Raw genomic sequence first — 26,427 nt, forward strand, 5'->3', positions numbered from 1 at the left:
CGAAGCCCCCTAGCGTAAATTGAACTCAATCAAGCGCGCTAGGGGTAAGGATGATTGCACAGAGGTATGTCGGACGGACAGAACAGACATTGGCGCAGCATATGCGTATCACGGACCGTGATATTGCCTCACGCAAACGGTTGCTTGGGCTGACGTCGGATCTGGAATCTCTTCTGGGCAAATATGACTCCGCAGCGAAAGAGTTTTCGCGAAAAGTCGTGGATGACTTCTATCTACAGCAAACTGCGATCCCTCAGATCCAGAACATCATCGGCGATTCTGACACGCTTAAACGGTTAAAGAACGCGATGGCCGGCTATGTTGAATCGCTGTTTCGCGGGCAGTATGGGGCGGGCTATGTGAACTCGCGTCTGCGCATCGGCAAAGTGCACGCCCAGATCGGGGTGCCACCGAAACTCTATGTTTCTTCGATGCATCGGCTTGAAGGCAAAATCGAGGAAGTTTTGGTAAGAGAGCACGGGTATGACATGTCCTCGGATGCACTGAAGAAGCTTATGCTGTTCGATCTTCAGCTTGTATTCGACACCTACATTCAAGGCCTCGTAAGTGAGGTCAAGCTCGCTCGGGACGAAGTAATCTCGTATTCGGAAACGCTTGAACAGATGGTGGCCGAGCGCACGGCCGAGGTTGAACGATTGGCCAGCCGCGATGATCTGACAGGTTTGCTTAACCGTCGGAAATTCATGGAGGACGCGGAGGCAATGCTCGAAGAGGCGCGGTCCTCTGCCGGGTGTCTGTCATTGGTTTTCATGGATATTAACAGCTTCAAGAGCGTGAACGATCAGATCGGACATCACGCAGGTGACATGGTGCTGTCCGAAGTTGGGGCCGCCATTCGATCGCAACTGAAAGACGGTGACTTGGCCGCACGGTATGGCGGCGATGAATTCTGTATTCTGTTACACGGCGTGGAACAGAACAGTGCGCGCGACTTCTGCCGGCGTCTGTCGGAAACACTGCCCGTGACTGAAATCGGACGGATTGTTGGAAGCTATGGAACGGCGACAGCTCAGGATGGGCACTGGCCGCAACTAGATGCGTTGATCGCGCAGGCGGACCGTTCGATGTACGAATCCCGGGCGGAACGGGCGGGGCCTCGTGGAAATGTTATTCCTGTCGTGAACCTGACCGAGGTTAACGACGTATCGTGATGATAGTCATCAAGAAATAGCGCTGTCCATTCCTGCACAGAGCCTGTCATACAGGCCGGGTGAGGAGCGCGCGATGACGAACACAGCCAGACCTGAGAATGTAGACACACCGCAAGGGCTTGCCTTTGCGATTACCGCCTACGTGTTGTGGGGGTTTTTGCCGCTTTACCTGAAGCTTCTGACCCATATGCACGCAACCGAGGTGCTGGCCCACCGCGTGATCTGGTCCGTTCCCGTTGCCGGAGCTGTATTGGTTGCAACAGGCCGTACGCGGGATCTTAAATCGGTTCTGACGAACCGGCATAGCTTGATGTTGGCTCTGGTCACGGCCACCCTAATCTCGGTTAATTGGGGTATTTATATCTGGGCGATTGGTGCCGAGCAGACCGTCGAGGCCGCGTTGGGATATTACATCAATCCGCTGTTCTCGATCCTGATGGGCGCCATGCTTCTGGGGGAGCGTCTTTCGCGTGCACAATGGGTTGCGGTGCTGCTGGCAGCTTTGGCTGTGATCGTTCTAACCGTCGAGACGGGCCGCCTGCCAATGGTCGCGCTCAGCCTGATGTTGACCTGGGGTTTCTATGCATACTTCAAAAAATCACTGCCCATCGGCCCCAATCAAGGTTTCCTTCTTGAGGTTCTGATCCTGACGCCGCCTGCATTGGCTTATGTCGTCTGGCTGGGTGCGACCGGACAGGGGCATCTCTTCACCTCGACCTGGGATACCGCGCTGTTGATGGGCTGCGGGGTGGTGACGGCTGTGCCTCTTATGGTCTACGCCAACGGGGCGAAGCTTCTGCGTCTGTCGACCATCGGCATCCTGCAATACATTGCGCCGACGATGATCTTTCTGGTCGCGGTTTTTGTCTTCCGCGAGCCCTTTGGTGGGGCCAAACTGATCGCATTCCCGCTGATCTGGCTGGCCTTGATCGTCTATACGACCTCGATGTTTCGGCAGATGCGCCGCAAGCGGTGACTTGCGGCGTGTAGCCTCAGCCGCTATCCCGCGCTCATGTCATCTGAATACAATCCGCCAAATGATCCCTTAGTGATCCTGCATCACGATCACGAGCTTTTGCTGGTCGACAAGCCGTCCGGCTTGTTGTCAGTGCCGGGCAAGGGCGAACATCTGGCCGATTGCCTGATTGCCCGTATTCAGGCGGTGTTTCCCGAGGCACTTCTGGTACATCGATTGGATCGTGACACCTCGGGCGTGATGGTCTTTGCGCTGACGCCCCATGCGCAGCGTCATTTGGGCCTGCAATTTGAAAAGCGGCAGATGAAAAAGACGTATATCGCGCGAGTGTTCGGGCAGGTTGAGGGAACCGAGGGCACAGTGGACCTTCCTTTGATCGTGGATTGGCCCAACCGTCCCAAGCAACACGTAGATCTCGAGAACGGCAAGCCTGCCGTGACCGATTGGAAGGTGCTGAAACGTGAAGAGAATGCCACACGAATGCGGCTTTTTCCACAGACAGGGCGCAGTCACCAGTTGCGCGTGCATATGCTGGAACTGGGTCATCCAATTCTGGGCGATCCCTTTTATGCGACAGGCGAAGCCCGCGACGCACCGCGCTTGATGCTGCATGCCGAAAGCCTGCGTTTGCGGCATCCGGATGGTGGAAAAGGAATGACCTTCAAGGCAAAGTGTCCCTTTTAACCACTTGACCTTGGGGCAGCGCCACTTGCCCGACGGCAACGATCCTGATTGATTAGAATGATCAGCGAGGAGCCAATCATGCATCAACCTGTCATCTCTGGAACCGGCGTTTTTACTCCGTCAGAAACCATTTCTAACGCTGAGCTTGTGGTTGCGTTCAATGCCTACGCGGACAAGATGAACGCCGCAAATGCAGACCAAATCGCCGCGGGCGAGGCCGAGCCGATAGGCCATTCGTCCGAGGATTTCATCGTCTCAGCATCTGGTATTCATCAGCGTTACGTAATGGACAAATCGGGCGTTCTGGACCCCGACGTGATGCACCCTTCTTTGCGCGAGAGGGCCGACGACGAACCAAGCATCATGACCGAGATGGGCGTCGATGCGTGCAAGAAAGCTCTGGCCCAAGCTGGGCGCGAGGCAAGCGATGTTGACTTGGTCATTTGTGCTGCCTCGAACCACGAACGCGCCTATCCTGCCATTGCTATCGAAATTCAGCAGGCGCTGGGCGCCGGCGGATTTGCGTTCGACATGAATGTTGCCTGTTCTTCCGCGACGTTTGGCATTCAGGCCGCCGCTGACATGATCCGTTCGGGGTCGGTGAAGTGTGCACTTGTGGTGAACCCCGAGATCTGCTCGGCCCATTTGGAATGGCGTGACCGGGATTGCCACTTCATTTTTGGAGATGTCGCAACCGCGACACTGATCGAGCGCAAGGAAGATGTCGAAGGCGATCATTTCGAGATCCTGTCGACGCGCTGTTTGACCCAATTCTCGAACAATATTCGCAACAACAACGGTTTCTTGCGCCGCACGCACGAAGAGACTGCCGATCTACCTGATCGGCGCGACATGCAGTTTATGCAGAATGGTCGCAAAGTGTTTAAAGAGGTGCTGCCGATCGTGTCGAGACACATCTTGGGGCACATCAGCGATATCGGAGTAGGGCAAGATGACTTGAAGCGGCTCTGGTTGCACCAAGCCAACAAATCCATGAATGACTTCATCGGGAAAAAGGTGCTCGGGCGCACACCCGAAGGTGGCGAACAGCCCAACATTCTTCAGGATTACGCAAACACGTCATCCGCGGGGTCGATCATCGCGTTTTCAAAGTATTCGGACGATCTTGCACCCGGTGACACGGGCGTGATCTGTTCCTTCGGGGCGGGTTATTCAGTGGGATCTGTTGTGGTGCGCCGAGCTTGAGGCAGGCCCTTTCTGGGGCCAGTGGCGCTAGCGCACGATGAACTCTGCATGAAGCGCCCCGGCGGCTTTTATACTTTTTAGAATGTCGATCATGTCGCGTGGGGCGACACCAAGTGCGTTTAACCCGGCAACAAGTTCAGACAAGGACGCTCCGCCGCTGACTTCGGCCAGGCCAATGCCGGGCTCTTCCTCGATCGCGGCATTGGTGCGCGGGACGACAATCGCCTCGCCGTCCGAGAACGGGTTGGGCTGCACCACAATGGGCTGTTCCTGAATGCGCAAAGTAAGATTGCCCTGGGACACAGCCACCCGGCTGATCCGCACATCTTCACCCATTACGATGGTTCCTGATCGTTGATCGACAACCACCTTGGCGCGTCGCTCTGGTTCCACACCGATATTTTCAATCGTGCCCAAGGCGTGCGCAGGCGAGATTGCGCGCGTTGCGGTGATGTCGACGACAACGGTACCGCTGTCCAGCATGCGTGAAACGACGCGGCCATACTTTCCATTGATAGCCCGTTCGATCCGTTCGGCTGTGGTGAAATCAGGCGTGCGCAAAGCCAGTCGGATAGACTTCAGCTTAGTGAAATCAAAGTCGATCTCGCGCTCAACCCGCGCACCGCTGGGGATCACACCGCTGGTCGGAACGCCCTTCGTTACGGTGGCGCCATCGCCTTCAGCGCTTGCGCCACCCGCGATGATCGTGCCCTGCCCAACAGCATAGATTTCGCCATCAGCGGCGTTCAGGGGCGTCATGATCAACGTTCCACCCAGCAGGCTCTTCGCGTCCCCGATGGCAGAAACCGTTACGTCGATCCGCGATCCCGCGCGCGCAAAGGGTGGAAGTGACGCTGTGACAAATACAGCCGCCACGTTTTTGGGGCGGAACTGTTCGCCGGTGATGTTCACACCCAGTCGCTCTAGGATGTTCGACATGATGTCTTCGGTGAAGGGCGCATTTCGGATGCCGTCGCCGGTACCATTCAATCCGACAACCAGCCCGTACCCCACAAGATCATTCCCGCGCACCCCATCAAATTCGACTAGATCCTTGATGCGGATCGAGTTCGCGTGGACTGCGGTGGTCAGGGCAAATAGCGCCATCAGGCAGGCATACAGGTGTTTCATCGCATATAGTCCGTGAAGCTGAGTTTCGATAGGCGCGCGGTAGTGATGTAAAGAGCCTCCATCTGGCTATATAGCTCCTCTAGCCGGGTGGCCGTTTCGTAAGGATCCACGGCGGTAAGCTTGTTGTAGGAAAGTTCCAAGGCTTGTTGCTCGGCCGCGTTATGCGCCGAGGCATTTTCAATCCGCGCTTCGACGGCACCCACCTGTGCTTGCAGCATCGTTGTCTGATCAACAGCAGTCAGCAGCCCGTTTGACGACATCTCGGCAAGTGATTTTTGTTCTTCCAGATTGCCAGACAGCGCGCCCTCGGCCAGCACCACTGTTTTAGCGATCGCAGACAGAAGGTTTCGGATCTCGGGATCATTGGCGCGCACAGGTAAGGTGGCGGTCTCTCCGTTGCCCAGCCGGATTGGGCCATAGTTCTCATCTGCGCCCAAGTAACCGAGGGTTTCAAAGCCGCTGCCTGGCATGCTGAACCAATCGTCGATTGCGGTCGATACGCCCGCCGCCGTGTTCTCGCCTGCAATTGCTGCCATCAATTCTGTGATGATCGTATCGGCATCGGCGAGGGCGGGTTGGTCCGTGGCCGCACCTGAGAAAAGGGACCGGCCTCCGGCATCTGTGTTCAGTTTTGATATGATCGAGGCGAACTTCTGTTCGGCGTCCATCGCTGTTGTTTGCAGCAAAGTCGTATTGTTTGAGCTGCGCGCTGCGATCAGGGCGTTTGACAGGTCCTGCGTTTGTGTTTGGATCGTGGATAACGCGACCTGGGTTGTGTCCGCCATCAACCGCGCTTCGTTTGTGGCTTGCATGTGGGCGGACAAAAGCTTCAGGCTGTGTTCCAGACCAGCCACTGCACCAAAACCTCCTGTCGCGTTTGCACCCAGATCAGACTTGCGACCCGTTGACAGTTCGGTACCTAACCGTGTCATTTCCTGTCGGAGTTGAGTGTTTTGTCGATGGGTCATGAAGGTGCTGGCCATGTCGCCAAATGTCGAAATGCTCATCCAGCCTCCTTACATGCCTAACAAAAGTTGCATCATTTCATCAGCGGCCGTGACCACTTGGGCGTTGGCGGCGAAGGCCTGTTCGATGATCAACAGTTTTTGCATTTCGGCGTCTGTGTCGACACCTTGCGCCAACTCCATCTGGCGCAGACTTGTATTCTGAGCTGTATCAAAGCTGAGCTTTGCTTCGATCTGGTTAAGGTTTGTCGAGACGACATTCAAAAGGTCGGTGGCAAGGCCCGATGCGGACCGGGCTGTGCTTGAGAAGCCACCAGAAGCGGCCACAACTGGGGTAGATAGTGTGTCGATCATTTCACCGAGCAGAGTTGCGTTGCCGACGTTTCCCGGCGAAGCCGCCCCAAGCCCGTCTCGCAGGCGCCAAAGTGCGCCGCCCTGTTCGGGATCAACGGCCGCATTCAGGGAAAGGCGGGTACTAAGGCCGACTTCGTCGACAGGGTCGAACGCCATACCCGCATCTGTGAACAAGCCAGGGGCCCCCGGAGCACGGGTTGCGTCAAGTGCCGGATCCTGAAACCTCTCGACCAAATTGCGCGCAAAAGCGTCGACGTGTTCCTGAGCGGTGACGGCTAGCTCGTCCCGGACCTGAAAATGTGCAGCTAAGGATCCGCCTGAGATCGCGCCGCGGTCAGCCCCAGTCTCGATTGGCTGATTGTTGATCGTCAGACCGGATAGGGCACCACCGCTCTGTGTCATCTCGGGTACGATCATGTTCACAGTCGAGAAATCCAGTTGCGCGGGCCGTCCGTCCAGAAGGATTGCCCCACCGCTAGAGATCAGAGCGACCTGTCCCCCATCCCGCGGAATCTGCTTGATCGGTATGATTGACGATAGCGCGTCGATGGCCTGTTGCCTTTGATCCATTAATCCGGATGGATCGGCTCCGCGTGCGCTAGCAACCCCAATTTTAATGTTCAGGTTTTGCACGTCTTGCAGGCCCTGATTGAGCTGCGCAATCTCTTGGGCGATGGCGCCATCCGCACTCAGGCGCGCGGCTTGAATGTCATCGGATGTGGCTTTCAGATGTGAGACGATGTTGCGTGCCGCGTTGATGCTGGAATTTAGGGCTGCCTCGCTGTCTGGGCGGGCTGCGGCTTCGGTCAGGGCGGCTTCGAATTGGGCCATACGACCCGAAAGAGAGCCGGGTTGATCAGGTGTGCCGAGCGCCTTGGTCAGATCTGCCAGAAAGCCAGAGCGGGTACTCTCGTGACCCATCGCCGCATCCGACATGCGTCGGTCGCTTAATAGCCGTTCGTCTACATGGCGGCGAACTCCTTCGACCACGACGCCTGATGGCACGCCGCCCAGCGTGCGCGAAGACAGTTCGAGCGATCGCGCCCCATAGCCTTCTGTCGTTGCGTTGGCGACATTGGACGACACCACTTGGGCTGCGCGCGCATTGGCGCTCAGGCCGGACAGTGCATTGTGAAGAGCGCTGTTGAGGGTCATGGTAAGCTATTCTGCGATACTGGATCAGCGTTTGATATTGGTTGTTTCCTGCAGCATTTCATCCACTGTCTGGATGACCTTGGCGTTCGAGCTATAGGCGCGCTGGGTCTGGATCAGGTTTGTGAGTTCGCCCGCGACATCTGTTGTCGATCCTTCGCGCGCGAAGCCCACGACTTCGCCCGTTGGACCATCGCCGGCATCCCACATGAAGAAAGATCCGCTTTCAGGCGAAACTTGATACGCTTGGTTCGAGATCGACATTAGACCGTTTGGATTCGAGACATCCACGAGCGGCACTTGATAGATTGTGCGGATGAACCCGGTATCATAGGTCGCTTTGATGAAGCCGTGTTTATCAACTTCGACCGCGGTCAGGTTGCCCACAGGTGAACCGTTTTTCGTGATCGCAACAGGTGCGAAGCTGTCGGACAGCTGCGTCAGGCCATTGGGGTCGCTGATCCCACCGATGGTTAATGACAGGGGGCCACCGGCGACAGTCAGGTCCAATGTGCCGTCTGCCGCATTATAGGCGCCGCCGGACACGACAGTCACCGAAGCCAGTGTGCCGCCATCGGCGCGGCTGTCATCAAAGACCAGCGTGTATTCGCCAATCACCGCGCCACCCGAAGCACTGTCGGAGACCTGCATGGTCCAGGTGTTCGATGATCCAGTACCGGGCACGGTAGGAGTAAAGATGAAATCCAGAGTTTCGGATGTGCCCAGGTTGCCAAAATACTCCACCGAAAGCGGAAGCGGCGTGCCCGCGGATCCGGCACCGGTTTCGACGGCGGGCAGGTTGACGCCCAGCTTCATATTGGTCGTCGGATCACCCGCTGTTTGGTTGGCGTTGATGACAACGGGCTCCAGGCCGACACCGGTGTCGCGTGGGAAGGTGGCTACATTGCCGTCTGCGTCGGCAGGCCAGCCCAGCAATACAAGTCCGGTTTCGGTTTTCAGGACGCCTTCGGAATCGGTACGGAATGATCCCGTTGTGGTCATCATCATCGGGCGTTCGCCGGGGTTCGCGTCGGCATAGACCTCTTGCGTGACGGGCAACATCCCGCGTCCGCCAACGGCGATATCCATTGGGTTTGACGTCGGGATCAAGGGGCCGTGTTCGTCAATCAGACGGGTCGTCGTCGTACGCACGCCGCCGGCGGAATAGGTGCCGGATCCGGCTTGCCCACCGATCACAAGGCTTTGAAAGTCGGCGGTAGCCCGTTTGTATCCGAACGTCGAAGAGTTTGCGATGTTGTCTGAAATCGTTGCCAATTTCGTTGCATGCGCATTCAGCCCGGACACGCCGGCACTTAGTGAGGAGGAAATCGTCATGGTGCGCCTTTCTGCTGCATCTACCTCTGGTCCGGGTCAGAGTGGACCGGGTGTCCTTAACAGCCGCCTAATGGGCGCAGGATCCGCGACGATTTCCGATTAGTATTTGATTTTATTATCTTTTCGATCTTAGAAGGATAAGCTCGATCCGATTGTTGCGAGCCGCCATTGCGTTCGTAGTTGCTGGTTCACGATCCGCATGTCCCGTGACGCGCTGAATTTTCCCTGGTGTTTCATCGAGTGATTCGAACAGCGTGCGTACCGTGTCTGCGCGACCTGATGAAAGCTGCCATGCGGTGTTTTTCGCAATTACAACCGGCTGGGTCGCCACATGACCTTCGATTGCAACACCGTTTTTCGCGAGGCTAAAGACCTCGGTCACCGTTGCCAGAATTTCTTCCAGGATCGGGGCCGGTGTGTTGGTGCCAGCGTGGAACAGTGGCGCGTGCTCTAGTGCGAAAACCTCGACCAACAGGCCTTCATCGGTGATCTTGGTTACAATGTGACGCTGGAGCTGATCGCTGACCATGCTTTCGCCAGAGCGGCCAAGAAGCATCTCTTCCATTTCCTTCAGCCTAGCGGTTTCTTTTCCACCTTCTGGCCCCGAGCCATCGGCTTGCTTCCCGCCCTTATCGCTGGCCGGATCACGCGGTTGCCCACCCGTGCCGGTCTGTGACAGGCTTTCTTCGCTCAGAACGCTGTCCCCGCCAAACGAGCCACTGCCGCCGCCCGACACACGGGTAATCGGGATTGTGGGATTGAAATAGTCTGCAATGCCCTTGCGCTGTTTTTCGGTTGTGGCGTTCAGAAGCCACATCAGCAGGAAGAAGGCCATCATCGCAGTCACGAAATCCGCATAGGCGACTTTCCATGCGCCGCCGTGGTGGCCATCGCCGCCACCTTTTTTGATCTTCTTGATAATTATCGGAGCTTGTTCATTCGAACGCATCCTACCACCTCATTTTTCACCCGAGGTCAGGGATATCAGAGCCGAGTTTCCATCAGTTTAACTATTCAAATTGTTGCCATTTCATTACTTCGCATGTGAAGCTTCCCTTTTTCTTGACTTCATTTCACATGCAACGATATCATTGCCGCGCAACAGGACGGCCCGATTGGGCATTGAAACGGATGGAATCATGAACAAGCACAGCCCTTCGCGCGATATGAATCGCGCGGTGTCAGCCGTTGGCACCGAAACCCATTATATGCCCGGTTGGGCGAATGATTTCGAAACCGAGGCTCTGCCCGGCGCGCTGCCGCAAGGCATGAACAGCCCGCAGAAATGCGAATATGGCCTGTATGGCGAGCAGCTGTCTGGCACCGCCTTCACCGCCAACCCGCCCGAGCGCACATGGTGTTACCGCATCCGTCCGTCGGTGAAGCACTCGGCGCGTTATACCAAGATCGACGTGCCGTACTGGAAGTCCGCGCCCTGCGTGGATCCGGATGTGATCTCGCTGGGCCAGTACCGTTGGGATCCCGTGCCCACTGCTGAAGGTCTGAACTGGGTCACTGGCATGCGCACCATGACTACGGCTGGGGATGTGAACACCCAAGTCGGCATGGCAACCCACGTCTATCTGGTCACCGAGTCGATGGTGGACGACTATTTCTTCTCGGCTGACAGCGAGCTTTTGGTCGTGCCGCAGGAAGGTAAGCTGCGTTTCTATACAGAACTCGGCATCATCGACCTTGCCCCGCAAGAGATCGGCATCATCCCACGCGGTTTGGTGTACCGGGTGGAACTTCTGGAAGGCCCGGCACGCGGTTTTGTTTGCGAGAACTACGGTCAGAAATTCGAGCTTCCGGGCCGCGGTCCGATCGGTGCGAACTGCATGGCCAACCCGCGTGACTTCAAAGCCCCTGTTGCGGCGTATGAAGACCGCGAAGTGCCGTCGACCATCACCATCAAGTGGTGTGGTCAGTTCCACAAAACGGAAATCGGCCAGTCGCCGCTGGACGTCGTCGCATGGCACGGCAACTACGCGCCTTACAAGTATGACCTGACCACCTATTGCCCGGTTGGCGCGATTCTGTTTGATCACCCGGACCCCTCGATCTTCACCGTGCTGACGGCGCCCTCGGGCCAGCCCGGCACCGCGAATATCGACTTCGTTCTGTTCCGCGAGCGCTGGATGGTGGCCGAGAACACCTTCCGTCCGCCGTGGTATCACAAGAACATTATGTCCGAGCTGATGGGCAACATTTACGGTCAGTATGACGCCAAGCCGCAGGGCTTTGTTCCCGGTGGTGTGTCTTTGCACAACATGATGCTGCCGCACGGGCCGGACCGCGATGCGTTCGAGGGTGCCTCGAACTCGAACCTCGGCCCTGAAAAGCTGGATAACACCATGTCCTTCATGTTCGAGACCCGCTTCCCGCAGCACCTGACAGCCTTCGCGGCCAATGAAGCGCCGCTTCAGGACGAATATATCGACTGCTGGGAAAGCCTTGAGAAGAAGTTCGACGGGACGCCGGGTAAGAAGTGATGACGCTTTACGGATACTGGCGGTCCACTGCGGCCTATCGCGTGCGCATTGCGCTGAACCTGAAGGGGATCAGTGCAGAGCATGTGTCTGTCCATCTTGTAAAAGATGGCGGGCAACAGCATGCGGAAGATTACGTGGCCAAGAACCCGACCCATCTGGTGCCCTCGCTGGAACTGGAGGACGGGACCGTTCTGACCCAGTCGCTGGCGATCATCGACTATCTTGAGGCCGTGCAGCCAGAGCCTGCTCTTCTGCCTGCCGATCCGGTCGCCCGCGCCAAGGTTCTGGCCGCCGCCCATGTCATCGCGATGGACATTCATCCGGTGAACAACCTGCGCGTGGCCAAGCATCTGGGCGATACGTTCGGCGCGGATGCCGAGGCCAAGCGCCAATGGATGGTCCACTGGATGGACACGGGCTTTGCCGCCCTTGAGCAGATGGTCGACAAGGGCACCAAGTTTGCCTTTGGCGAAACGCCGACACTGGCAGACATCTGCCTTGTCGCACAGTACTATAACGCACGGCGCTGGGGGGTGGATCTGTCCGCCTATCCGCGTCTGACCGAAATCGAAGAAACCTGTCTGGCCCTGCCCGCCTTCGCCGATGCGCGACCCGAGGCACAGCCGGATGCCGAGTGAGGATCACATGAGCCAACTGAAAAAGTCATGGGTGGACAGCGCGAACTCCGCCGAGACCCCCTTTCCGCTGAACAACCTGCCTTACGGCGTGTTCTCGACCGCTGACACCGAGCCGCGTTGTGGTGTGGCCATCGGGGATATGATCCTTGATGTGCAGGCCGCTGAAGAAGCTGGCCTGATTGAGATCGGTGATGAACCCGTCTTTGATGTCCCGTTCTGGAACGAGCTGATGGAACTGGGCTCGGACGCTTGGGCCGCTCTGCGCGCTCGTCTTGGACAGCTGCTGGGCGAAGGCTCGACCGAGCGTGACGCCGTTGAGCCTCTGCTGGTTGCACAAGCCGACGCGGAACTGCACATGCCGTTCCTTGTGTCCGAATACACCGACTTCTACGCCGGTCGTCAGCACGCCGCGAACATGGGCGCGATCCTGCGTGGTTCGCCCGATCTGCCGGCTAACTGGCTGCACATTCCGATCGGCTATAACGGTCGTGCGTCGTCCGTCGTGATCTCGGGCACCCCGATCCACCGCCCGAACGGTCAGCGCAAAGCCCCCGACGCCGAGATGCCCAGCTTTGGCCCCTCGATGCGCCTGGATATCGAGCTGGAAATGGGTGCCATCGTTGGCAAACCGTCCGCGTTCGGCCAACCGATCACCGTGGACGAGGCTGACGACATGATCTTTGGCTATGTGCTGCTGAACGACTGGTCCGCGCGCGACATCCAAGGTTGGGAATACCAGCCGCTCGGCCCGTTCCAGGGCAAGGCGTTTGGCACCTCGATCAGCCCGTGGATCGTGACCGCCGCCGCGCTGGAAGAGTTCCGCGCCCCGACGCCCGAGCGCGAGAAAGAGCTGCTGCCTTACCTAGATGGTTCCAAGGACGGCCTTTATGACATCGAACTTCAGGTGCTGATGCAGCCTGAAGGTGGCGCCAATGCCAGCGTCGTTGGCGAAACCAACTACACCCGCATGTATTACTCGGCTGCTGAACAGCTGTGCCACCACGCGATTGGCGGTTGCGCGATGAATGTGGGCGACCTGCTGGGCTCGGGCACGATCTCGGGTCCGACCAAGACCGAATACGGCTCGTTGATGGAAATGAGCTGGGCGGGCCGCGAGCCCTTCACGCTCGACACCGGCGAAACCCGCACCTTCATTGAGGACGGCGACACCCTGACCCTGCGCGGTGCTGCTAAGGGTGACGGTTTCCAGATCGGCTTTGGCGATTGCGTTGGGCAGATCCTGCCCGCCGTCAACTGGCCGAAGTAAATGACTGGTTGGGCATCATCCCCCTGCGCTTTGCCATTCGAGGATCGCCTCGGATGGCGCCAGCAGCATGATGATGTTCAAGGCCAGTCCATCGCGGATCAGGAAGGTGGTCAGCACTTCAAAGCCCACGATGATCAGGATGCTGATCCAGACGGGCAGGCGAAGTGCCAGCCAGAAGCCAAGGAACATGGCCGCGAGGTCTGCGGCCGAGTTCACTACGCTGTCGCCCCAGTATTCGCCGGACACGGTGAATTCGCGATAGCGGTTGATGACGGCTTCGGTGTTTTCGGCCACCTCCCACGCGCCTTCGACGATGGTGGAGACCAACAGCCGCCAGCCAAGCGCGAAGCGGCGCATCAGAAGGAAGGTCGCGCCATAAAACAGGAAGCCGTGGATCAGGTGGCTGGGGGAATACCAGTCCAGCAAATGCTGCGACCCCTGACCGCTGTCATCGCCTGCATACCACAGCAAGGTGTACCCGCAGGGGCATGAGAAATTACGACCCATCGCCAACAGCGTGACAAGCGTGGCGATGGACACAAACAGAACGCCCCAATAGGGCAGAAATCGACGATCAAACATGCGCTTAGGGAATCACTATCCCGCGCCCGTGTCTAGTAAGGTGAACATGACCCAGTACGTTGGATACATCGCTACAAGCCTTGATGGCTACATCGCCACACCGGACGGTGGCGTGGAATGGCTTGATCCGTTCAATGAAGCCGTTGCGGCCGGTGGTGGCGACGGTGGCTATGGTGACTTCATCGCGGATGTGGATGCGTTGATCACTGGACGAGAAACCCATGAACAGGTGCTTGGTTGGGGCTGGCCCTACGAGGATCGCGCCAGCTATGTCCTGACCCATCAGGCGGACTATACAGCCGATCACGTCACCGCTGCTGGAGACATCCAGACCCTTCGCAAAGCCATCGAAAAGGCCGGGCACAAGAAGGTCTGGGTCATGGGCGGCGGCGCAACCCAGCGCGCCGCGCTTGACGCGGGCATGTTTGACACCCTGCGCGTCTTCGTGATGCCGACCATTCTTGGCGGCGGGCGGAAGCTGTTCACGGACGGACCACAACACAACCTCACATTTGTCTCCAGCCAATCTCATGGCGGTGGCATGCTTCAAATCGACTATCGCATAAAGGACTAACCCCATGGCAAAGGCATTCGCGTCGCAAGGCGACATGACCGAAAAGAAAATCACCTTCGACCAGATCGGCGAGGGGCTTTATGCCTTCACCGCCGAGGGCGACCCGAACTCGGGCGTGATCATTGGCGACGACAGCGTTATGATCGTTGAAGCTCAGGCGACCCCGCGTCTGGCCAACAAAGTGATCGAATGCGTGCGCTCGGTGACCGATAAGCCGATCAGCCACGTGGTTCTGACCCACTATCACGCCGTGCGCGTGCTGGGCGCGTCGGCCTATGGCGCAGATCAGATCATCATGGGCGACCAGGCCCGTGCGATGGTTGTAGAACGCGGTCAGGAAGACTGGGACAGCGAATTCCAGCGCTTCCCGCGTCTGTTCGAAGGCCACGAATCGATCCCCGGCCTGACCTATCCGACCACCACATTCTCGGACGATATGACCGTCTATCTGGGCAACCGTCGCATCGACCTGATGCATCTGGGTCGCGCCCACACGTCGGGCGACATCGTGATCCACGTGCCGGACCAGAACGTCATGTTCACCGGCGACATCGTGGAAGATCACTCGGCCTGCTATTGCGGCGACGGTCACTTCTCGGATTGGGGTGATACGCTGGACAACATCGCGTCGTTCGACGTGGACGCGATCGCGCCCGGTCGTGGCGGAGCCCTGATCGGCAAAGAAGCCGTTGAACGCGCCATCGAAAGCACCCGTGACTTCGTTTACAGCACCTACGCCCCGGCCGCCAAAGTGGCTGCACGTGGTGGTTCGTTGAAAGAAGCATGGGACGCCGTCCGCGCCGAATGTGACCCGAAATTCGCAGACTATGCCATCTACGAGCACTGCCTGCCGTTCAACGTCGCCCGCGCATATGACGAAGCGCGCGGCATCGACACCCCTCGTATCTGGACCGCTCAGCGCGATCTGGACATGTGGGCCGCCCTGCAGGGCTAAGACCTTCGGGGTTCGGCCATGAGGGCCGGACCCCACACGAAACGCGCGCAGCCGGAGGAGAACCCGATGTTCGACGATAGATACACGCTTGCGTACAAGCGCTATCCCTACAAGAAATCTGCCGATCAGGATGCGGCGTCGCCCGTGCGCCATCCGGTCGTGGTGATGGGTGGAGGACCCATCGGCGTAGCGACCGCGCTGGACCTTGGTCGCCAAGGTATTCCAACGCTGGTTCTGGACGACCACGAAGGCGTCGGCATGGGCTCGCGCGCGATTTGTTTCGCCAAGCGCTGCCTTGAAGTTGCAGGCCGCTATGGCTGCGGCAAGCCGATGGTCGACAAAGGCGTCGTGTGGAACATCGGTAAGGTGTTCAACAAGGACGATCAGGTCTTTGAATTTAACCTTCTGCCCGAAGAAGGCCACGAATACCCTGCCTTCATCAACATGCAGCAGCCCTATTACGAAAGCTTCCAGCTGGACCGCTTTGAAGAGCTGCAGAAGGAAGGCGCTCCAATTGAAATCCGCGGCAAGAACCGCATCGATAACGTCGAAGTTCATGACGACTATGTCACGCTTGAGATCATGACACCGGACGGCCCCTATACGCTGGAAGCTGAATGGCTGATCGGCTGTGACGGTGCCGCGTCGCCCTTGCGCACGATGCTGGATCTGGACTTCACCGGGAAGGTCTTCCAAGACAGCTTCCTGATCGCCGACATCAAGATGAAGAACGACGATTTCCCGACCGAGCGTTGGTTCTGGTTTGAACCGACCCACGGTGGCGGCGCGTCGACCCTTCTGCACAAGCAGCCCGATGATGTCTGGCGCGTTGACTTCCAGATCGGCTGGGACGTCGACCGTAAGGAAGAGATGAAAGAGGAAAACATCCGCCGTCGTCTGGACGCCTTCCTTGGTGAGGGTGTGGAATATGACATGGTCTGGTCCTCTATTTACACCTTCCAGTGCAAACGCATGGACAGCTTCCGCCATGGTCGCATCTTCTTTGCCGGTGACGCCGCGCACCAAGTGTCGCCCTTCGGCGCACGCGGTGCGAACTCGGGCATGCAGGACGTGGACAACCTGGGTTGGAAACTGGGCATGGTCATGCGCGGTGAAGCGCCTGAAAGCCTGTTGGACAGCTATAATGACGAACGGATCCATGGTGCGGATGAGAACATCATGAACTCGACTCGCTCGACTGATTTCATCACTCCGAAATCGGAAATGAGCCGTGTCCTGCGTGATGCCGTTCTGGACCTGTCCGAGAAGCACGAGTTTGCACGCCCGATGGTGAACTCGGGTCGTTTGTCGGTGCCTTGCACCTATGATGGCTCGCCGCTGAATTCGTCCGATGCGTTGGACGGCCCCGCCCGTGCGCGCCCCGGTTCGGTTTGCCCGGATGCGCCGCTTGGCGATGACTTCCTGCTGAACAAGCTGGGCGACAAGTTCATCCTGCTGACCATCGACGCCGACGCCCCCGATATGATCGAGGAAGCCGGCATTCAGGTCGAACGTTTGGCCCTGTCGACCGCTGACGACAAGACCGGCGCCTTGCGTGAACGCTATCTGGGTGACAATGACAAAGCCGTCTATCTGATCCGCCCGGATCAGCACGTGGCCGCCCGTCGCCCCAGCTTTGATGAAAACCAGATCCGCGCCGCAATCCGTCGCGCCATCGGTAAGGAGTAAGCCCCATGACTGATCTGATCCTGACCCCGAACATCGACGGTGTGGATGATTTCTATGCCGAGCTTCTGGCCGCACATGAAGGTCTGTCGAAAGAAGACAGCGACGCGCTGAACGCACGCCTTGTGCTGGTTTTGGCCAACCATGTTGGTGATCGCGAAGTGCTGAGCCAAGCGTTGAAAGCTGCTGAGAAGTAAGACTGAACTTACAGTCGTTAGAAACAAAAGGGCCCGCGCTGAACTGCGCGGGCCCTTCTATTTTGGAGTTGCGTCAACTTCAGCTGGGGTCAGCGGTCGTGCGCAGATACGGCAGCTTGATGTCAACTTCACCAAACTTGGCTTTCGCCTCGTCATCGCTTAGCGACAGGGCAACGATCACGTCCTGACCCTTGACCCAGTTCGCCGGGGTGGCGATGGGCGTGTTGAACGTGGCTTGCAGGCCGTCCAGCGCACGCAGGACTTCGGCAAAGTTGCGGCCCACCGACATCGGATAGGTCATGATCAACTGCACCTTCTTGTCGGGCGAGATGATGAAGACCGAACGGACTGATGCTGAATCGGCGGCGGTGCGTCCATCGGGCAGGTAGGCTTCGGCGGGCAGCATATCGAACAGCTTCGACACGGCCAGGTCTTCGTCCGCAATGATCGGGAAGCCAGCTTTCGCGCCGGAATAACCCTCGATGTCGGATTTCCACGACACGTGCTCTTCTGCGCTGTCGACCGACAAGCCTATCACTTTGGTGCCACGCTTCGCCCATTCATCGGCAAGTTGCGCGACGGCACCAAATTCGGTCGTGCAAACGGGTGTATAGTCTTTTGGGTGCGAGAAAAGGATGGCCCAGCTGTCGCCAATCCAGTCATGGAAGCTGATCGTACCTTGATCCGTTTCAGCGGTGAAGTTCGGCACGATATCGTTAATGCGCAGTCCCATTTGGTGCTCTCCTATGAGTTATAAATCTGTTCACTGAGCAGGTAAGAATCTTGGCCCAGAATGAAAGTCCTGTGCGACAGTTTGTTCCAACTTGATTTCCTCTGAATAATTTGATCAAATTACAATTCCACGGGTTGCGCTACCAGCGCCACGGTGCCACAGTGCCCGCAAACCCGTCCAAGGAGTCAGGAATATGATCGAGAAACGCGACTTTTATATCAACGGCAAATGGGTCGCCCCGGCTGCCGCTAACGATTGCAATGTGATTGACCCCTCGACCGAAGAGGTATGTGCGGTCATTTCGCTTGGTGATCAGGCCGACACTGATGCCGCCGTTGCTGCCGCCAAGGAAGCCTTCAAGACTTGGGGCTTTTCCTCCAAGGCCGAGCGTCTGGAACTGATCGAGAGCATTTTCGAGATCTACAACCGCCGTGCCGAAGATCTGGCCCAAGCCATGAGCCTTGAAATGGGCGCGCCGATTGACCTGTCGCGTAGCTCGCAGGTGGGTGCAGGCAGCTGGCACATCAAGAATTTCATCCGTGCCTTCAAGGATTTCGAATTCGACAAGATGCTGAGCGATCGTGCGCCCAATGACCGTCTGCTGTACGAACCCGTTGGCGTGACCGCTCTGATCACCCCTTGGAACTGGCCGATGAACCAAGTGACACTGAAAGTTGTAGCAGCGGCTGCCGCTGGCTGTACCATGGTTCTGAAACCGTCCGAGGTCGCACCGCTGTCTTCAATCGTCTGGTCCGAAATCATGGACGAAGCTGGCACACCCGCTGGTGTCTATAACATGGTCAACGGTGACGGCGTGGGCGTTGGCAGCCAGCTGACGTCACACCCCGATGTGGACATGGTCAGCTTCACCGGCTCGACCCGTGCAGGCATCGCCATCTCGAAAGCGGCCGCCGACACGATCAAGCGCGTGGCGCTGGAGCTGGGCGGCAAGGGTGCAAACATCCTGTTTGAAGATGCGGACGAGAAAGCTGTAAAGCGTGGCGTCCTGCACATGATGCAGAACACCGGCCAAAGCTGTAACGCACCCTCGCGTATGCTGGTCCAAAGCTCGATCTATGATCGCGTGGTGGAAGAAGCTGCCGAAGTGGCTGGCAAAGTGCAGGTTGGCCCCGCATCCGAGGAAGGCCGCCACGTCGGTCCCGTTGTGAACGAACTTCAGTGGAACAAGATCCAAGATCTGATCCAGAAGGGCATCGACGAAGGCGCACGCCTTGTGGCGGGTGGCACCGGGCGCCCTGACGGCCTGAATAAAGGCTATTACGTGAAGCCCACCGTCTTTGCCGACGTGACCAATGACATGACCATCGGACGCGAGGAAATCTTCGGACCGGTTCTGTCGATCATGAAGTTCGACACCGAGGAAGAAGCCGTCGAGATCGCCAATGACACTGTCTATGGCCTGACCAACTACATCCAGACCCAAGACGGCGCCCGCGCCAACCGTGTAGCCCGCCAGATGCGGTCAGGCATGGTCGAGATGAACGGCACGTCGCGTGCTGCTGGGTCGCCTTTCGGTGGCTATAAGCAGTCGGGTAACGGTCGCGAAGGTGGCATTATGGGGATCGAGGACTTCCTTGAGGTCAAAGCCGTATCGGGCTGGTCGAACGACTGATCCGAACCACGGACTGAACACATACACCCCCGGCTTGTCCGGGGGTGTTTTTTTGCCCAAGTGGTTTGATTTCAATCATGGCTCGCGCCGCCGCCACGTGGCTGTTACATCCATGGTATGAACACGAAACTCGTGATGTAACGCAGGAAGGGGCACATGACCGATACGCTTGGAAAGCTGTTCGGCTATTTGGGCGGCACTGCCCGTGACCTTGCCCCGATCCTTCTGATCGTGGGCTTCTTCCAGCTTGTTGTGTTGCAGCAACCCATCGACAATCTGGGACAGTTCGCGCTGGGGTTTCTATTTGTCCTACTGGGCCTGACGGTGTTTATCCGCGGCCTCGATATGGCGCTGTTTCCACTGGGCGAGGCGCTGGCGAATGCGCTGGCCTTGCGCGGCTCACTTCCCTTGCTTGTCCTGTTTGCCTTCAGCCTTGGCTTTGGCACTACCGTTGCCGAACCCGCCCTGATCGCCGTTGGGGCCGAGGCCGCGACCGTCATGTCCGAGGCGGGCGTGATTGGCCAAAGCGAGGCCGAGCTGAAATTCATGGCGACCGCCCTGCGCTATACCGTGGCTGCGTCCGTCGGCGCGTCTTTGGTCTTGGGCGTCTTCCGCATCCTGATGGGCTGGCCGATCCAATGGTTGATCATCGGAGGCTACATCATGGTGGTCGCCCTGACCCCCATCGCACCGCGCGAGATCATCGGCATCGCCTATGACAGCGGGGGCGTCACGACCTCTACCATAACTGTACCTCTAGTGACGGCGCTGGGCGTTGGTCTGGCCTCGGTCATCAAGGGGCGTAACCCGATGATCGACGGGTTCGGGTTGATCGCCTTTGCGTCCCTGATGCCGATCATCTTCGTGCTGCTGTTCGGATTGGTGGTGGCGACATGATCACGATCCTGACTGACCTTCTGTGGACCTTCCTGAGCGTCGTGCGCGACGTGCTGCCCATCGCGGCGGTGCTTCTGCTGTTCCAGCTTGTGATCCTGCGCAAACCCATTCCCCACCCCAAGAAGGTGGCGGTGGGCATGTTCTATGTGCTGTTGGGACTAGCGCTTTTCCTGTCGGGGCTGGAAATTGCCCTGTTCCCTCTGGGCCGGGAAATGGCCGCCCAGCTGACCGATCCCGCCTTCCTTGGGATCGAGCCCGGCGCGGCGGTCGAATGGCTGGATTACTACTGGGTCTATATCTTTGCCTTCGCTATTGGCTTTGCCACGACCATCGCAGAGCCGTCCCTGATCGCTGTCGCTCTGAAAGCGCAAGAAGCATCAGGGGGCGGGGTGAAAGCCAACGGGCTGCGTATCGCCGTTGCATTTGGGGTGGCGATCAGCCTTGCGGTAGGGACGTTCCGCATCGTGACGGGCACGCCGCTTTATCAATATATGATCGTGGGCTATGTGATCGTCGTGATCCAGACCCTCATGGCCCCACGCATGATCATTCCGCTGGCCTATGACAGCGGCGGGGTGACGACCTCGACCGTAACTGTACCTCTGGTGGCGGCCCTTGGGTTGGGCCTTGCCAGCACCGTACCGGGGCGCAGTCCCCTTCTGGACGGGTTCGGCCTGATCGCTCTGGCCAGCCTATTTCCCATGATTACCGTGATGGGCTATGCCCAAATCAGCAACTGGCTGTCGCGCCGCAAGGCAGACAATGACAGCCAAGGAGAGAACCATGAAGTTTAAACTGATCATTGTGATGACACAGGATGAACTGACGGACACCGCCATCGAGGCCGCCCGCGAAAAGGGCGCAACCGGGTGTACCGTCATCACCTCGGCGCGGGGCGAAGGGCTGACGCCTGCCAAGACCTTCTTTGGCCTGACCGTGGGTGGTCAGCGCGATGTGATCCTGTTTCTGGTCGAAGAACACCATAGCCGCCTGATCCTTGAAAGCATCGGCGCGGCCTGTCGATTTGACGAAGATCCCGGCACCGGGGTCGCCTTCCAACTGGATATCGAAGACGCAATCGGCTTGTCCGGTCAGATTGCGTCGATCCAAGAGGAAATCAGCAAGGAGGACTTGTGATGGAAGACAACACGATGAAAGTTCGCGACGTGATGCAAGACACGATCTATATGATCAGCGGTTTGGCGACTGTTCGTGATGCGGTCAACGAAATGGGCGCGAAAGGGGTCACCGCTCTGGTGATCGAACGCCGTCACGAGGATGATGAATACGGCATCATCTCGATCGACATGATTGCCGAGCGGGCGATTGCGCTGAACAAGTCCTTGGACCGCACCAATGTCTACGAGGTGATGGATAAACCTGCTTTGACTGTCGCCGATCACATGGCCGTCAAATATGCCGTGCGTCTTCTGTCACGGCTGGATCATCGCCGCGCTTTGGTGATCGAAGACGGTACCGCCTGCGGGCTGGTCACCTTGCGCGACATGGTGCTGAGCTATGCCATCGAGCCTAAGGACTAGCGCTACAGTCTTTGGGTAGCCCCTGGATCCTGAGAAGCCCCAGAAATGAAAATGGCCGGCGTATTCGCCGGCCATTTCTGTATCTCACTTAAGCTGTATCGGCTTAGTTCGAATTCATACGGTCGTTATGTTCACGCAGTGTGTCCGAGATAATGGCGTACCATTCACCCGATTCACGCATCTCGTTTAGACCTTTGTTCATCATCGCGACGTACTGACGTCCAAACGGGTTGGTGCGGTGCACAAGGAACGCAAGCGACGACAGGGTCGAAACGAACGGGTTTTCAACCAGATCGTTCTGGGTCAGACCCATTTCGCTCATCGTGTCAGCTGCCAGCTGAACTTCGAACGAAGCGGCGTCGGCAGTGCCGTTCAGAACGGCGTCTAGACATTCACGTGCGGATTTGGGGCGAACTACTGTCACGTTGGATTCGTTCAGTCCCTGTTCCTCAAGGTCGATCATGCTCCAACCATCCATACGGCAGACCGTTGCACCTTCGAATTCCGCGAAAGTGGTCGCATTGACGAACGCACTTTCTGGCAAGGTGTAGAAGCCACGAACCGTGTCATAGACGGGTACGGTTGCGTAGAACTGTGTGCAGCGCGTGGTTGTCTCTTCCGACCACTCGTACGAACGGTTGGTACAGTCAGGCATCGTCCATGCAACCGACACGTCAAATGCGCCAAGCGGCAGTAGCGTGCTGAGGTGTGCACCCCAGTCATCCACAAAGCTAACCGAGTAATCGCGCGAGTTACCGGCACGATGAAGGCTGGTGGTGGCAATACGCGTCATGAAACCGCCGCCATTCAGCGATTCATCAGTGAAGGGCGCCCAGCCGTTGCCGGTAACCAGACGGATCGGGGGTTCATAAGCGTTAGACCGGCGGGTGTTCTCGAAACGGCTTTCCTCGGCCGCGATCACTTCCTGTGCCGAACGACCGTCGGGCAGGCTGCCATCCTCACAGGGCAGGGCCAGAACAAGACCCGCCTCGAGCGCGTTGGGGTTGCTTACGATGTTGCGGTTCGCGTTGAAGATCTGCTGATAGTTCGACGTGCCATAGGCCACGATCGCAATGGTTGCCAGCGTGTCGCCATCCGACACGGTATAATTTGTACAGGCCTGCTGGGCGCTTGCAGCCCCCGCAGAAAGCGCAAGCGCAGCGGTTGTCGCAATCGCCAGCTTCTTCGCAGTGAATTTGAACATTTCCTATCCTCCAGATTTCATCGTGGCCGGGACGGGCCTTAGCTGTTTTCCATTTGATGACGCAGGGCGGTCGAGACGATGTCGCGCCATTCGCCAGATTGTTGCATGATGTCCAGACCCCGGTTCAGGATCTCAAGAACGGCTTCGCCGTCCGGGTTGTTTACGTGGGTCATCACGTTCAGGCCTTTGATTGCGGCCAAGTTGGGGTTCTCGATAATTTCGTCCCCGTAGCCCAAGCGACTGATGGCTTCGACCGCCAGGTGGGCCTCGATCGCGACAATGTCGACTGTGCCGTTGGCAACGGCGTCGAAACAGGTGTCAGGCTCGATCGGCCGGAACAGAGTGATGGCCGGTTCATACAGGCCAACAGCGTCCATATGGGTTAGCGACCAGCCTTCGGGGCGGCAAATCGTGGCGCCCGCAAAGTCTGCATGGCTCATCGCTTCTTCATAGCCTGATCCGTTCCGCGCGAAATAGGTATCCACCACCTCGTAGAAGGGGTTCGAGAAGTTATAGGTCTCGCAGCGGTTGCGGTCGCTTTCCGACAGTGCCTCGGCTTCTTCGCAATGAGGTCGTGACCACGGGAACGTTCCGTCGAAGGCCAGGGTCGGCATCAGCAAATCCAGATGCGAGCTCCAGTCGTTCACGAATTGAATTTTATATGCCTGCTCGGGTGCGGCGCGCAGAAATGCGGTTTCCACCAGCTTTGTATAAAGCCCGCGATTGGGCAGGGCTTCGTCGGTGAAGGGGGCATAGTTGCCACCAGTGATCAGCAGGATCTGACGTTCGTCCACCGGCGAGGTGCCGGGTTTGGCCGCGCTGCGGATCAGGGCAGCACCCTCGGCGCGGGCAGCTTCGATGGCGGCGGCGGCATCGGCATTCGCCGCGGCCACTGCTTCGGCGCTGGCTTTCCGGGCTTCCGCGATGGCGGCTTCGGCGCGAGCTTCGGCTGCGGCAATCAGTTCTGCCGACATCTCGCGTGCCATTTTCTCGGCTTCAGACGTAGCCACCGTGATTTGTTCGGTCGCTGCCGTAGGACAAGGGATCGACAGTGTCATGCCAAGGCGAATGATGTTCGGGTCCTTGCCGATCGCTTCCTTATTCGCGTTGTAAATTGTCCGGAAATCCGCGCTGCCAAACACGCGCAGCGAGATCTCGCGCAGGCTGTCGCCGCGCTTGACCACATAGTCCGAGCAAGCCTCTTGGGCGAAAGCGGAACCTGTCATTGCAGTTACGGCCAGACTGGATGCGAAGAAGAGGTTTCTCATGTTTCCTGGGGTTCCTTGGTTGGAGGAGTGGTTTCAGACATTCAGGGGTTTGATCACAGCAATCGTGATGTTGTCCTGATCGGGGTCAGCCTTGGCCCGAAGCGCTTGCACAAGCGCGACGGCAAGGTCACGAGCGGGCTGGTCTTTGTAAGCGTTGGCAAGGGTCTGAATCTGGTCGTCGTCCAGATATTGGAGCCCGTCACTGGCCGCCAAAAGCACATCACCCTTGGCCAGCTCGACCGACGCTTGCGGGCAGTCTAGCTTGGGCACCTGTGCGCCCATGATGACAGAGGTCAGCTGATTGCGATCTGGATGGGCGCGGGCTGCTTCCTCGGTCAACGTGCCATCGGAAACCTGAGCGTCGATCATTGGAGCCATCGAGTGGTCTTCGTTAATCCGCATCATGAACCCGTTGCGGCACAGATAGAGCGGCGAATCCCCGACAGATACCCAGTTCAGCCACTTGCCGCGCAGAAGCACTCCCAATAGGGTTGATCCCATCCGAAGGTCAGAGCCGTGCTCTTCCAAATAGTTGGCAACGGCGTTATTGGCGCGCAACGCAATCTGCGTCAGGCACGCAGTGACCTGATCAGCCTTGCAGTTCCCATTTTTCAGAAACCCGTCCAGCTCTGTCTGCCATGTGGTTTTCACAAGTTCCGAGGCAACGTCCCCGGCATCATGCCCGCCCATGCCGTCGGCCACAACGACATACCCTGTATCCAAGGCATCAAAGAAGCGCGCCGCGATGGCGTCTTCCTGCGTGTCCCGCTTGCCTTGATCGGCCACAAGGGCGATGTCATATGCCGGGTTGGCCAACATGGTTAGCTGTCCTGCCAGTCAAAACGGTCGTCGCAGAATGCGACGAAGCGCAAGTTCGTATCGCTGATACGGATCATGTCGCCGTTCGATAGGGGAACGGTGCTGAGAACCGGGCCACCGTTCAGGCGCACCAAATTGGCTTTGCCGCCGTGTCCCAGATAGCAGGTGCGATCTTCCGCGTTATAGGCAACCACCGCGTGACCTGCGCGCGAAATGCCGTTGTCACCAAAGTCCAGCTGAACTGCCTGATCATCATTGCGGCCAATTTGGGCCAGACCTTCGATCAGCGGGAAGCTAGTGCCGCGCCCCGGTCCTTCGGTGATGACCAGCCAGCCAACAGGAAAGCTGGCCTGTGCCACCATCGGTTTCGAGATCGGATCAGCTTCCATGCTGTCCTGCACATGCGCGTCGGGGCGCTCGAAGCCTAGGAACGTGGTCTTCACACGTTCGCTACGGTCCGCGTCGGGCGCAGCGGCTGCGACCTCGGGGGTAGGGGCTTCTGCCAGCTCAGGCGCTTCGAGCGGCTCAATGCTTGCTGTTCTTCCGGGAAGGTCCTCGGCCAAGATCGTGTTCACAATCTCATCCGCATCCGTTTCCTCATCCCACGCGTTTTCGTCAGCAACCGGTAGCTCTTCGACCTCAAGCGACGCACTGCTTTCGACCGGCACTTCGTCGACCTGCGTGTCGGTTACAGCTGGCTCTTCGGTGCTCTCGTCCGCATCTGCATCCGCTTCAGTGGTCTGATTGCCACCAGCCAGAACCTGACGAAGGGCATGCAGATCGGCAATCGGCTCGTCGTCGGCATCGTCGTGCTCTTCGACGTGGGACTTGTCCTTATTCGCGTGTTTGGAGCTACCTTCAAGCAGCCGGCTGAGCGGGCTTTTGTATTTGAACATGGCAACTTCACCTTTCACTCTCTGACCGAGGTAATGACCCCGGCACATGACCGATCATTCCAACTGGGCA

Annotated in this window: 27 protein-coding genes; 16 read left to right on the forward strand and 11 right to left on the reverse strand. The window is 58.0% G+C overall.

The window, feature by feature from the left end:
• Window positions 1-101: 101 nt before the first annotated feature.
• From ACP15F_RS14345 to ACP15F_RS14360, 4 genes are all read left to right on the forward strand, one after another.
• The gene (locus ACP15F_RS14345; protein WP_424941502.1) at window positions 102-1,172 is read left to right on the forward strand and encodes a GGDEF domain-containing protein; all 1,071 of its coding nucleotides are present in this window, start codon (window positions 102-104) and stop codon (window positions 1,170-1,172) included.
• 73 nt (window positions 1,173-1,245) lie between these two features.
• Window positions 1,246-2,148: an EamA family transporter RarD gene (gene rarD / locus ACP15F_RS14350; RefSeq protein WP_424941503.1), complete on the forward strand. Its 903-nt coding sequence runs from the start codon at window positions 1,246-1,248 to the stop codon at window positions 2,146-2,148.
• A gap of 36 nt (window positions 2,149-2,184) precedes the next feature.
• Window positions 2,185-2,832, forward strand: coding sequence for an RluA family pseudouridine synthase (locus ACP15F_RS14355; RefSeq protein ID WP_424941504.1), 648 nt, complete (start codon window positions 2,185-2,187; stop codon window positions 2,830-2,832).
• Between the two features lie 78 nt (window positions 2,833-2,910).
• Window positions 2,911-4,038 carry a beta-ketoacyl-ACP synthase III gene (locus ACP15F_RS14360; protein ID WP_424941505.1) on the forward strand — a complete coding sequence of 376 codons (1,128 nt, stop codon included), beginning with the start codon at window positions 2,911-2,913 and terminating at the stop codon, window positions 4,036-4,038.
• 27 nt (window positions 4,039-4,065) lie between these two features.
• Here the strand turns inward: ACP15F_RS14360 and ACP15F_RS14365 are convergent, their stop codons facing one another.
• The 5 genes from ACP15F_RS14365 to ACP15F_RS14385 form a co-directional block, all read right to left on the reverse strand.
• Window positions 4,066-5,169 carry a flagellar basal body P-ring protein FlgI gene (locus tag ACP15F_RS14365; protein WP_424941506.1) on the reverse strand — a complete coding sequence of 368 codons (1,104 nt, stop codon included), beginning with the start codon at window positions 5,167-5,169 and terminating at the stop codon, window positions 4,066-4,068.
• Window positions 5,166-6,176 carry a flagellin gene (locus tag ACP15F_RS14370; RefSeq protein ID WP_424941507.1) on the reverse strand — a complete coding sequence of 337 codons (1,011 nt, stop codon included), beginning with the start codon at window positions 6,174-6,176 and terminating at the stop codon, window positions 5,166-5,168. The genes ACP15F_RS14365 and ACP15F_RS14370 overlap by 4 nt, the downstream gene beginning before the upstream one ends.
• Before the next feature lie 9 nt (window positions 6,177-6,185).
• Entirely contained in the window at window positions 6,186-7,643 is a 1,458-nt protein-coding gene (flgK, locus tag ACP15F_RS14375; protein WP_424941508.1) for a flagellar hook-associated protein FlgK, read from the reverse strand.
• A 24-nt stretch (window positions 7,644-7,667) separates the two neighbouring features.
• Window positions 7,668-8,975 (reverse strand): flagellar hook protein FlgE, encoded by a 1,308-nt coding sequence (locus ACP15F_RS14380; RefSeq protein WP_424941509.1) that lies wholly within the window; start codon window positions 8,973-8,975, stop codon window positions 7,668-7,670.
• A gap of 115 nt (window positions 8,976-9,090) precedes the next feature.
• A complete protein-coding gene (locus ACP15F_RS14385; RefSeq protein WP_424941510.1) occupies window positions 9,091-9,924 on the reverse strand; it encodes a flagellar motor protein MotB in 834 nt (277 codons plus the stop codon).
• Between the two features lie 190 nt (window positions 9,925-10,114).
• Here ACP15F_RS14385 and hmgA point away from each other — a divergent pair, with 190 nt between their 5' ends.
• Genes hmgA through fahA form a run of 3 tightly spaced genes read left to right on the forward strand, consistent with a single transcriptional unit; the run spans window position 10,115 to window position 13,372 of the window.
• On the forward strand, window positions 10,115-11,467 hold the full coding sequence (hmgA, locus tag ACP15F_RS14390) for a homogentisate 1,2-dioxygenase (RefSeq protein ID WP_424941511.1): 1,353 nt from the start codon (window positions 10,115-10,117) through the stop codon (window positions 11,465-11,467).
• Window positions 11,467-12,105 carry a maleylacetoacetate isomerase gene (gene maiA / locus ACP15F_RS14395; RefSeq protein WP_424941512.1) on the forward strand — a complete coding sequence of 213 codons (639 nt, stop codon included), beginning with the start codon at window positions 11,467-11,469 and terminating at the stop codon, window positions 12,103-12,105. Before hmgA ends, maiA begins: the two co-directional genes overlap by 1 nt.
• Before the next feature lie 7 nt (window positions 12,106-12,112).
• Window positions 12,113-13,372, forward strand: coding sequence for a fumarylacetoacetase (fahA, locus tag ACP15F_RS14400; protein ID WP_424941513.1), 1,260 nt, complete (start codon window positions 12,113-12,115; stop codon window positions 13,370-13,372).
• Window positions 13,373-13,387: 15 nt separating this feature from the next.
• Here fahA and ACP15F_RS14405 read toward each other — a convergent pair whose 3' ends face one another.
• The gene (locus ACP15F_RS14405) at window positions 13,388-13,954 is read right to left on the reverse strand and encodes a DUF2585 family protein (RefSeq protein ID WP_424941514.1); all 567 of its coding nucleotides are present in this window, start codon (window positions 13,952-13,954) and stop codon (window positions 13,388-13,390) included.
• 46 nt (window positions 13,955-14,000) lie between these two features.
• Between ACP15F_RS14405 and ACP15F_RS14410 the strand changes: the two genes are divergently transcribed.
• The 4 genes from ACP15F_RS14410 (at window position 14,001) to ACP15F_RS14425 (ending at window position 17,366) form a co-directional block, all read left to right on the forward strand.
• Window positions 14,001-14,528, forward strand: a complete 528-nt coding sequence (locus ACP15F_RS14410; protein ID WP_424941515.1) for a dihydrofolate reductase family protein — start codon at window positions 14,001-14,003, stop codon at window positions 14,526-14,528.
• Window positions 14,529-14,532: 4 nt separating this feature from the next.
• Complete coding sequence (locus ACP15F_RS14415; protein WP_424941516.1) at window positions 14,533-15,483, forward strand: MBL fold metallo-hydrolase; 951 nt, start codon at window positions 14,533-14,535, stop codon at window positions 15,481-15,483.
• Window positions 15,484-15,549: 66 nt separating this feature from the next.
• Complete coding sequence (locus ACP15F_RS14420; protein ID WP_424941517.1) at window positions 15,550-17,172, forward strand: FAD-dependent oxidoreductase; 1,623 nt, start codon at window positions 15,550-15,552, stop codon at window positions 17,170-17,172.
• A 5-nt stretch (window positions 17,173-17,177) separates the two neighbouring features.
• On the forward strand, window positions 17,178-17,366 hold the full coding sequence (locus ACP15F_RS14425) for a DUF2783 domain-containing protein (RefSeq protein ID WP_424941518.1): 189 nt from the start codon (window positions 17,178-17,180) through the stop codon (window positions 17,364-17,366).
• Window positions 17,367-17,445: 79 nt separating this feature from the next.
• Here the strand turns inward: ACP15F_RS14425 and ACP15F_RS14430 are convergent, their stop codons facing one another.
• A complete protein-coding gene (locus ACP15F_RS14430; protein ID WP_424941519.1) occupies window positions 17,446-18,099 on the reverse strand; it encodes a peroxiredoxin in 654 nt (217 codons plus the stop codon).
• Between the two features lie 193 nt (window positions 18,100-18,292).
• Between ACP15F_RS14430 and ACP15F_RS14435 the strand changes: the two genes are divergently transcribed.
• From ACP15F_RS14435 to ACP15F_RS14455, 5 genes are all read left to right on the forward strand, one after another.
• Window positions 18,293-19,732 (forward strand): aldehyde dehydrogenase family protein, encoded by a 1,440-nt coding sequence (locus ACP15F_RS14435; RefSeq protein ID WP_424941520.1) that lies wholly within the window; start codon window positions 18,293-18,295, stop codon window positions 19,730-19,732.
• A 156-nt stretch (window positions 19,733-19,888) separates the two neighbouring features.
• Window positions 19,889-20,629, forward strand: a complete 741-nt coding sequence (locus ACP15F_RS14440; protein WP_424941521.1) for a DUF1538 family protein — start codon at window positions 19,889-19,891, stop codon at window positions 20,627-20,629.
• Entirely contained in the window at window positions 20,626-21,423 is a 798-nt protein-coding gene (locus ACP15F_RS14445; protein ID WP_424941522.1) for a DUF1538 domain-containing protein, read from the forward strand. Before ACP15F_RS14440 ends, ACP15F_RS14445 begins: the two co-directional genes overlap by 4 nt.
• On the forward strand, window positions 21,413-21,766 hold the full coding sequence (locus ACP15F_RS14450) for a P-II family nitrogen regulator (RefSeq protein ID WP_424941523.1): 354 nt from the start codon (window positions 21,413-21,415) through the stop codon (window positions 21,764-21,766). Before ACP15F_RS14445 ends, ACP15F_RS14450 begins: the two co-directional genes overlap by 11 nt.
• Window positions 21,766-22,170 carry a CBS domain-containing protein gene (locus ACP15F_RS14455; RefSeq protein ID WP_424941524.1) on the forward strand — a complete coding sequence of 135 codons (405 nt, stop codon included), beginning with the start codon at window positions 21,766-21,768 and terminating at the stop codon, window positions 22,168-22,170. Before ACP15F_RS14450 ends, ACP15F_RS14455 begins: the two co-directional genes overlap by 1 nt.
• A gap of 103 nt (window positions 22,171-22,273) precedes the next feature.
• On the opposite strand, the gene ACP15F_RS14460 is transcribed toward ACP15F_RS14455, so the two are convergent.
• The 4 genes from ACP15F_RS14460 to ACP15F_RS14475 are packed head-to-tail and all read right to left on the reverse strand — an operon-like array spanning window position 22,274 to window position 26,357.
• Entirely contained in the window at window positions 22,274-23,374 is a 1,101-nt protein-coding gene (locus tag ACP15F_RS14460; protein ID WP_424941525.1) for a peptidoglycan-binding protein LysM, read from the reverse strand.
• Between the two features lie 38 nt (window positions 23,375-23,412).
• The gene (locus tag ACP15F_RS14465; protein WP_424941526.1) at window positions 23,413-24,642 is read right to left on the reverse strand and encodes a peptidoglycan-binding protein LysM; all 1,230 of its coding nucleotides are present in this window, start codon (window positions 24,640-24,642) and stop codon (window positions 23,413-23,415) included.
• Between the two features lie 33 nt (window positions 24,643-24,675).
• Complete coding sequence (locus ACP15F_RS14470) at window positions 24,676-25,461, reverse strand: PP2C family protein-serine/threonine phosphatase (RefSeq protein ID WP_424941527.1); 786 nt, start codon at window positions 25,459-25,461, stop codon at window positions 24,676-24,678.
• Window positions 25,462-25,463: 2 nt separating this feature from the next.
• Window positions 25,464-26,357: an FHA domain-containing protein gene (locus ACP15F_RS14475; RefSeq protein ID WP_424941528.1), complete on the reverse strand. Its 894-nt coding sequence runs from the start codon at window positions 26,355-26,357 to the stop codon at window positions 25,464-25,466.
• Window positions 26,358-26,427: the final 70 nt, after the last annotated feature.

The sequence above is a fragment of the Aliiroseovarius sp. S253 genome (assembly GCF_049800855.1).
In the GTDB taxonomy this organism is placed as follows: domain Bacteria; phylum Pseudomonadota; class Alphaproteobacteria; order Rhodobacterales; family Rhodobacteraceae; genus Aliiroseovarius.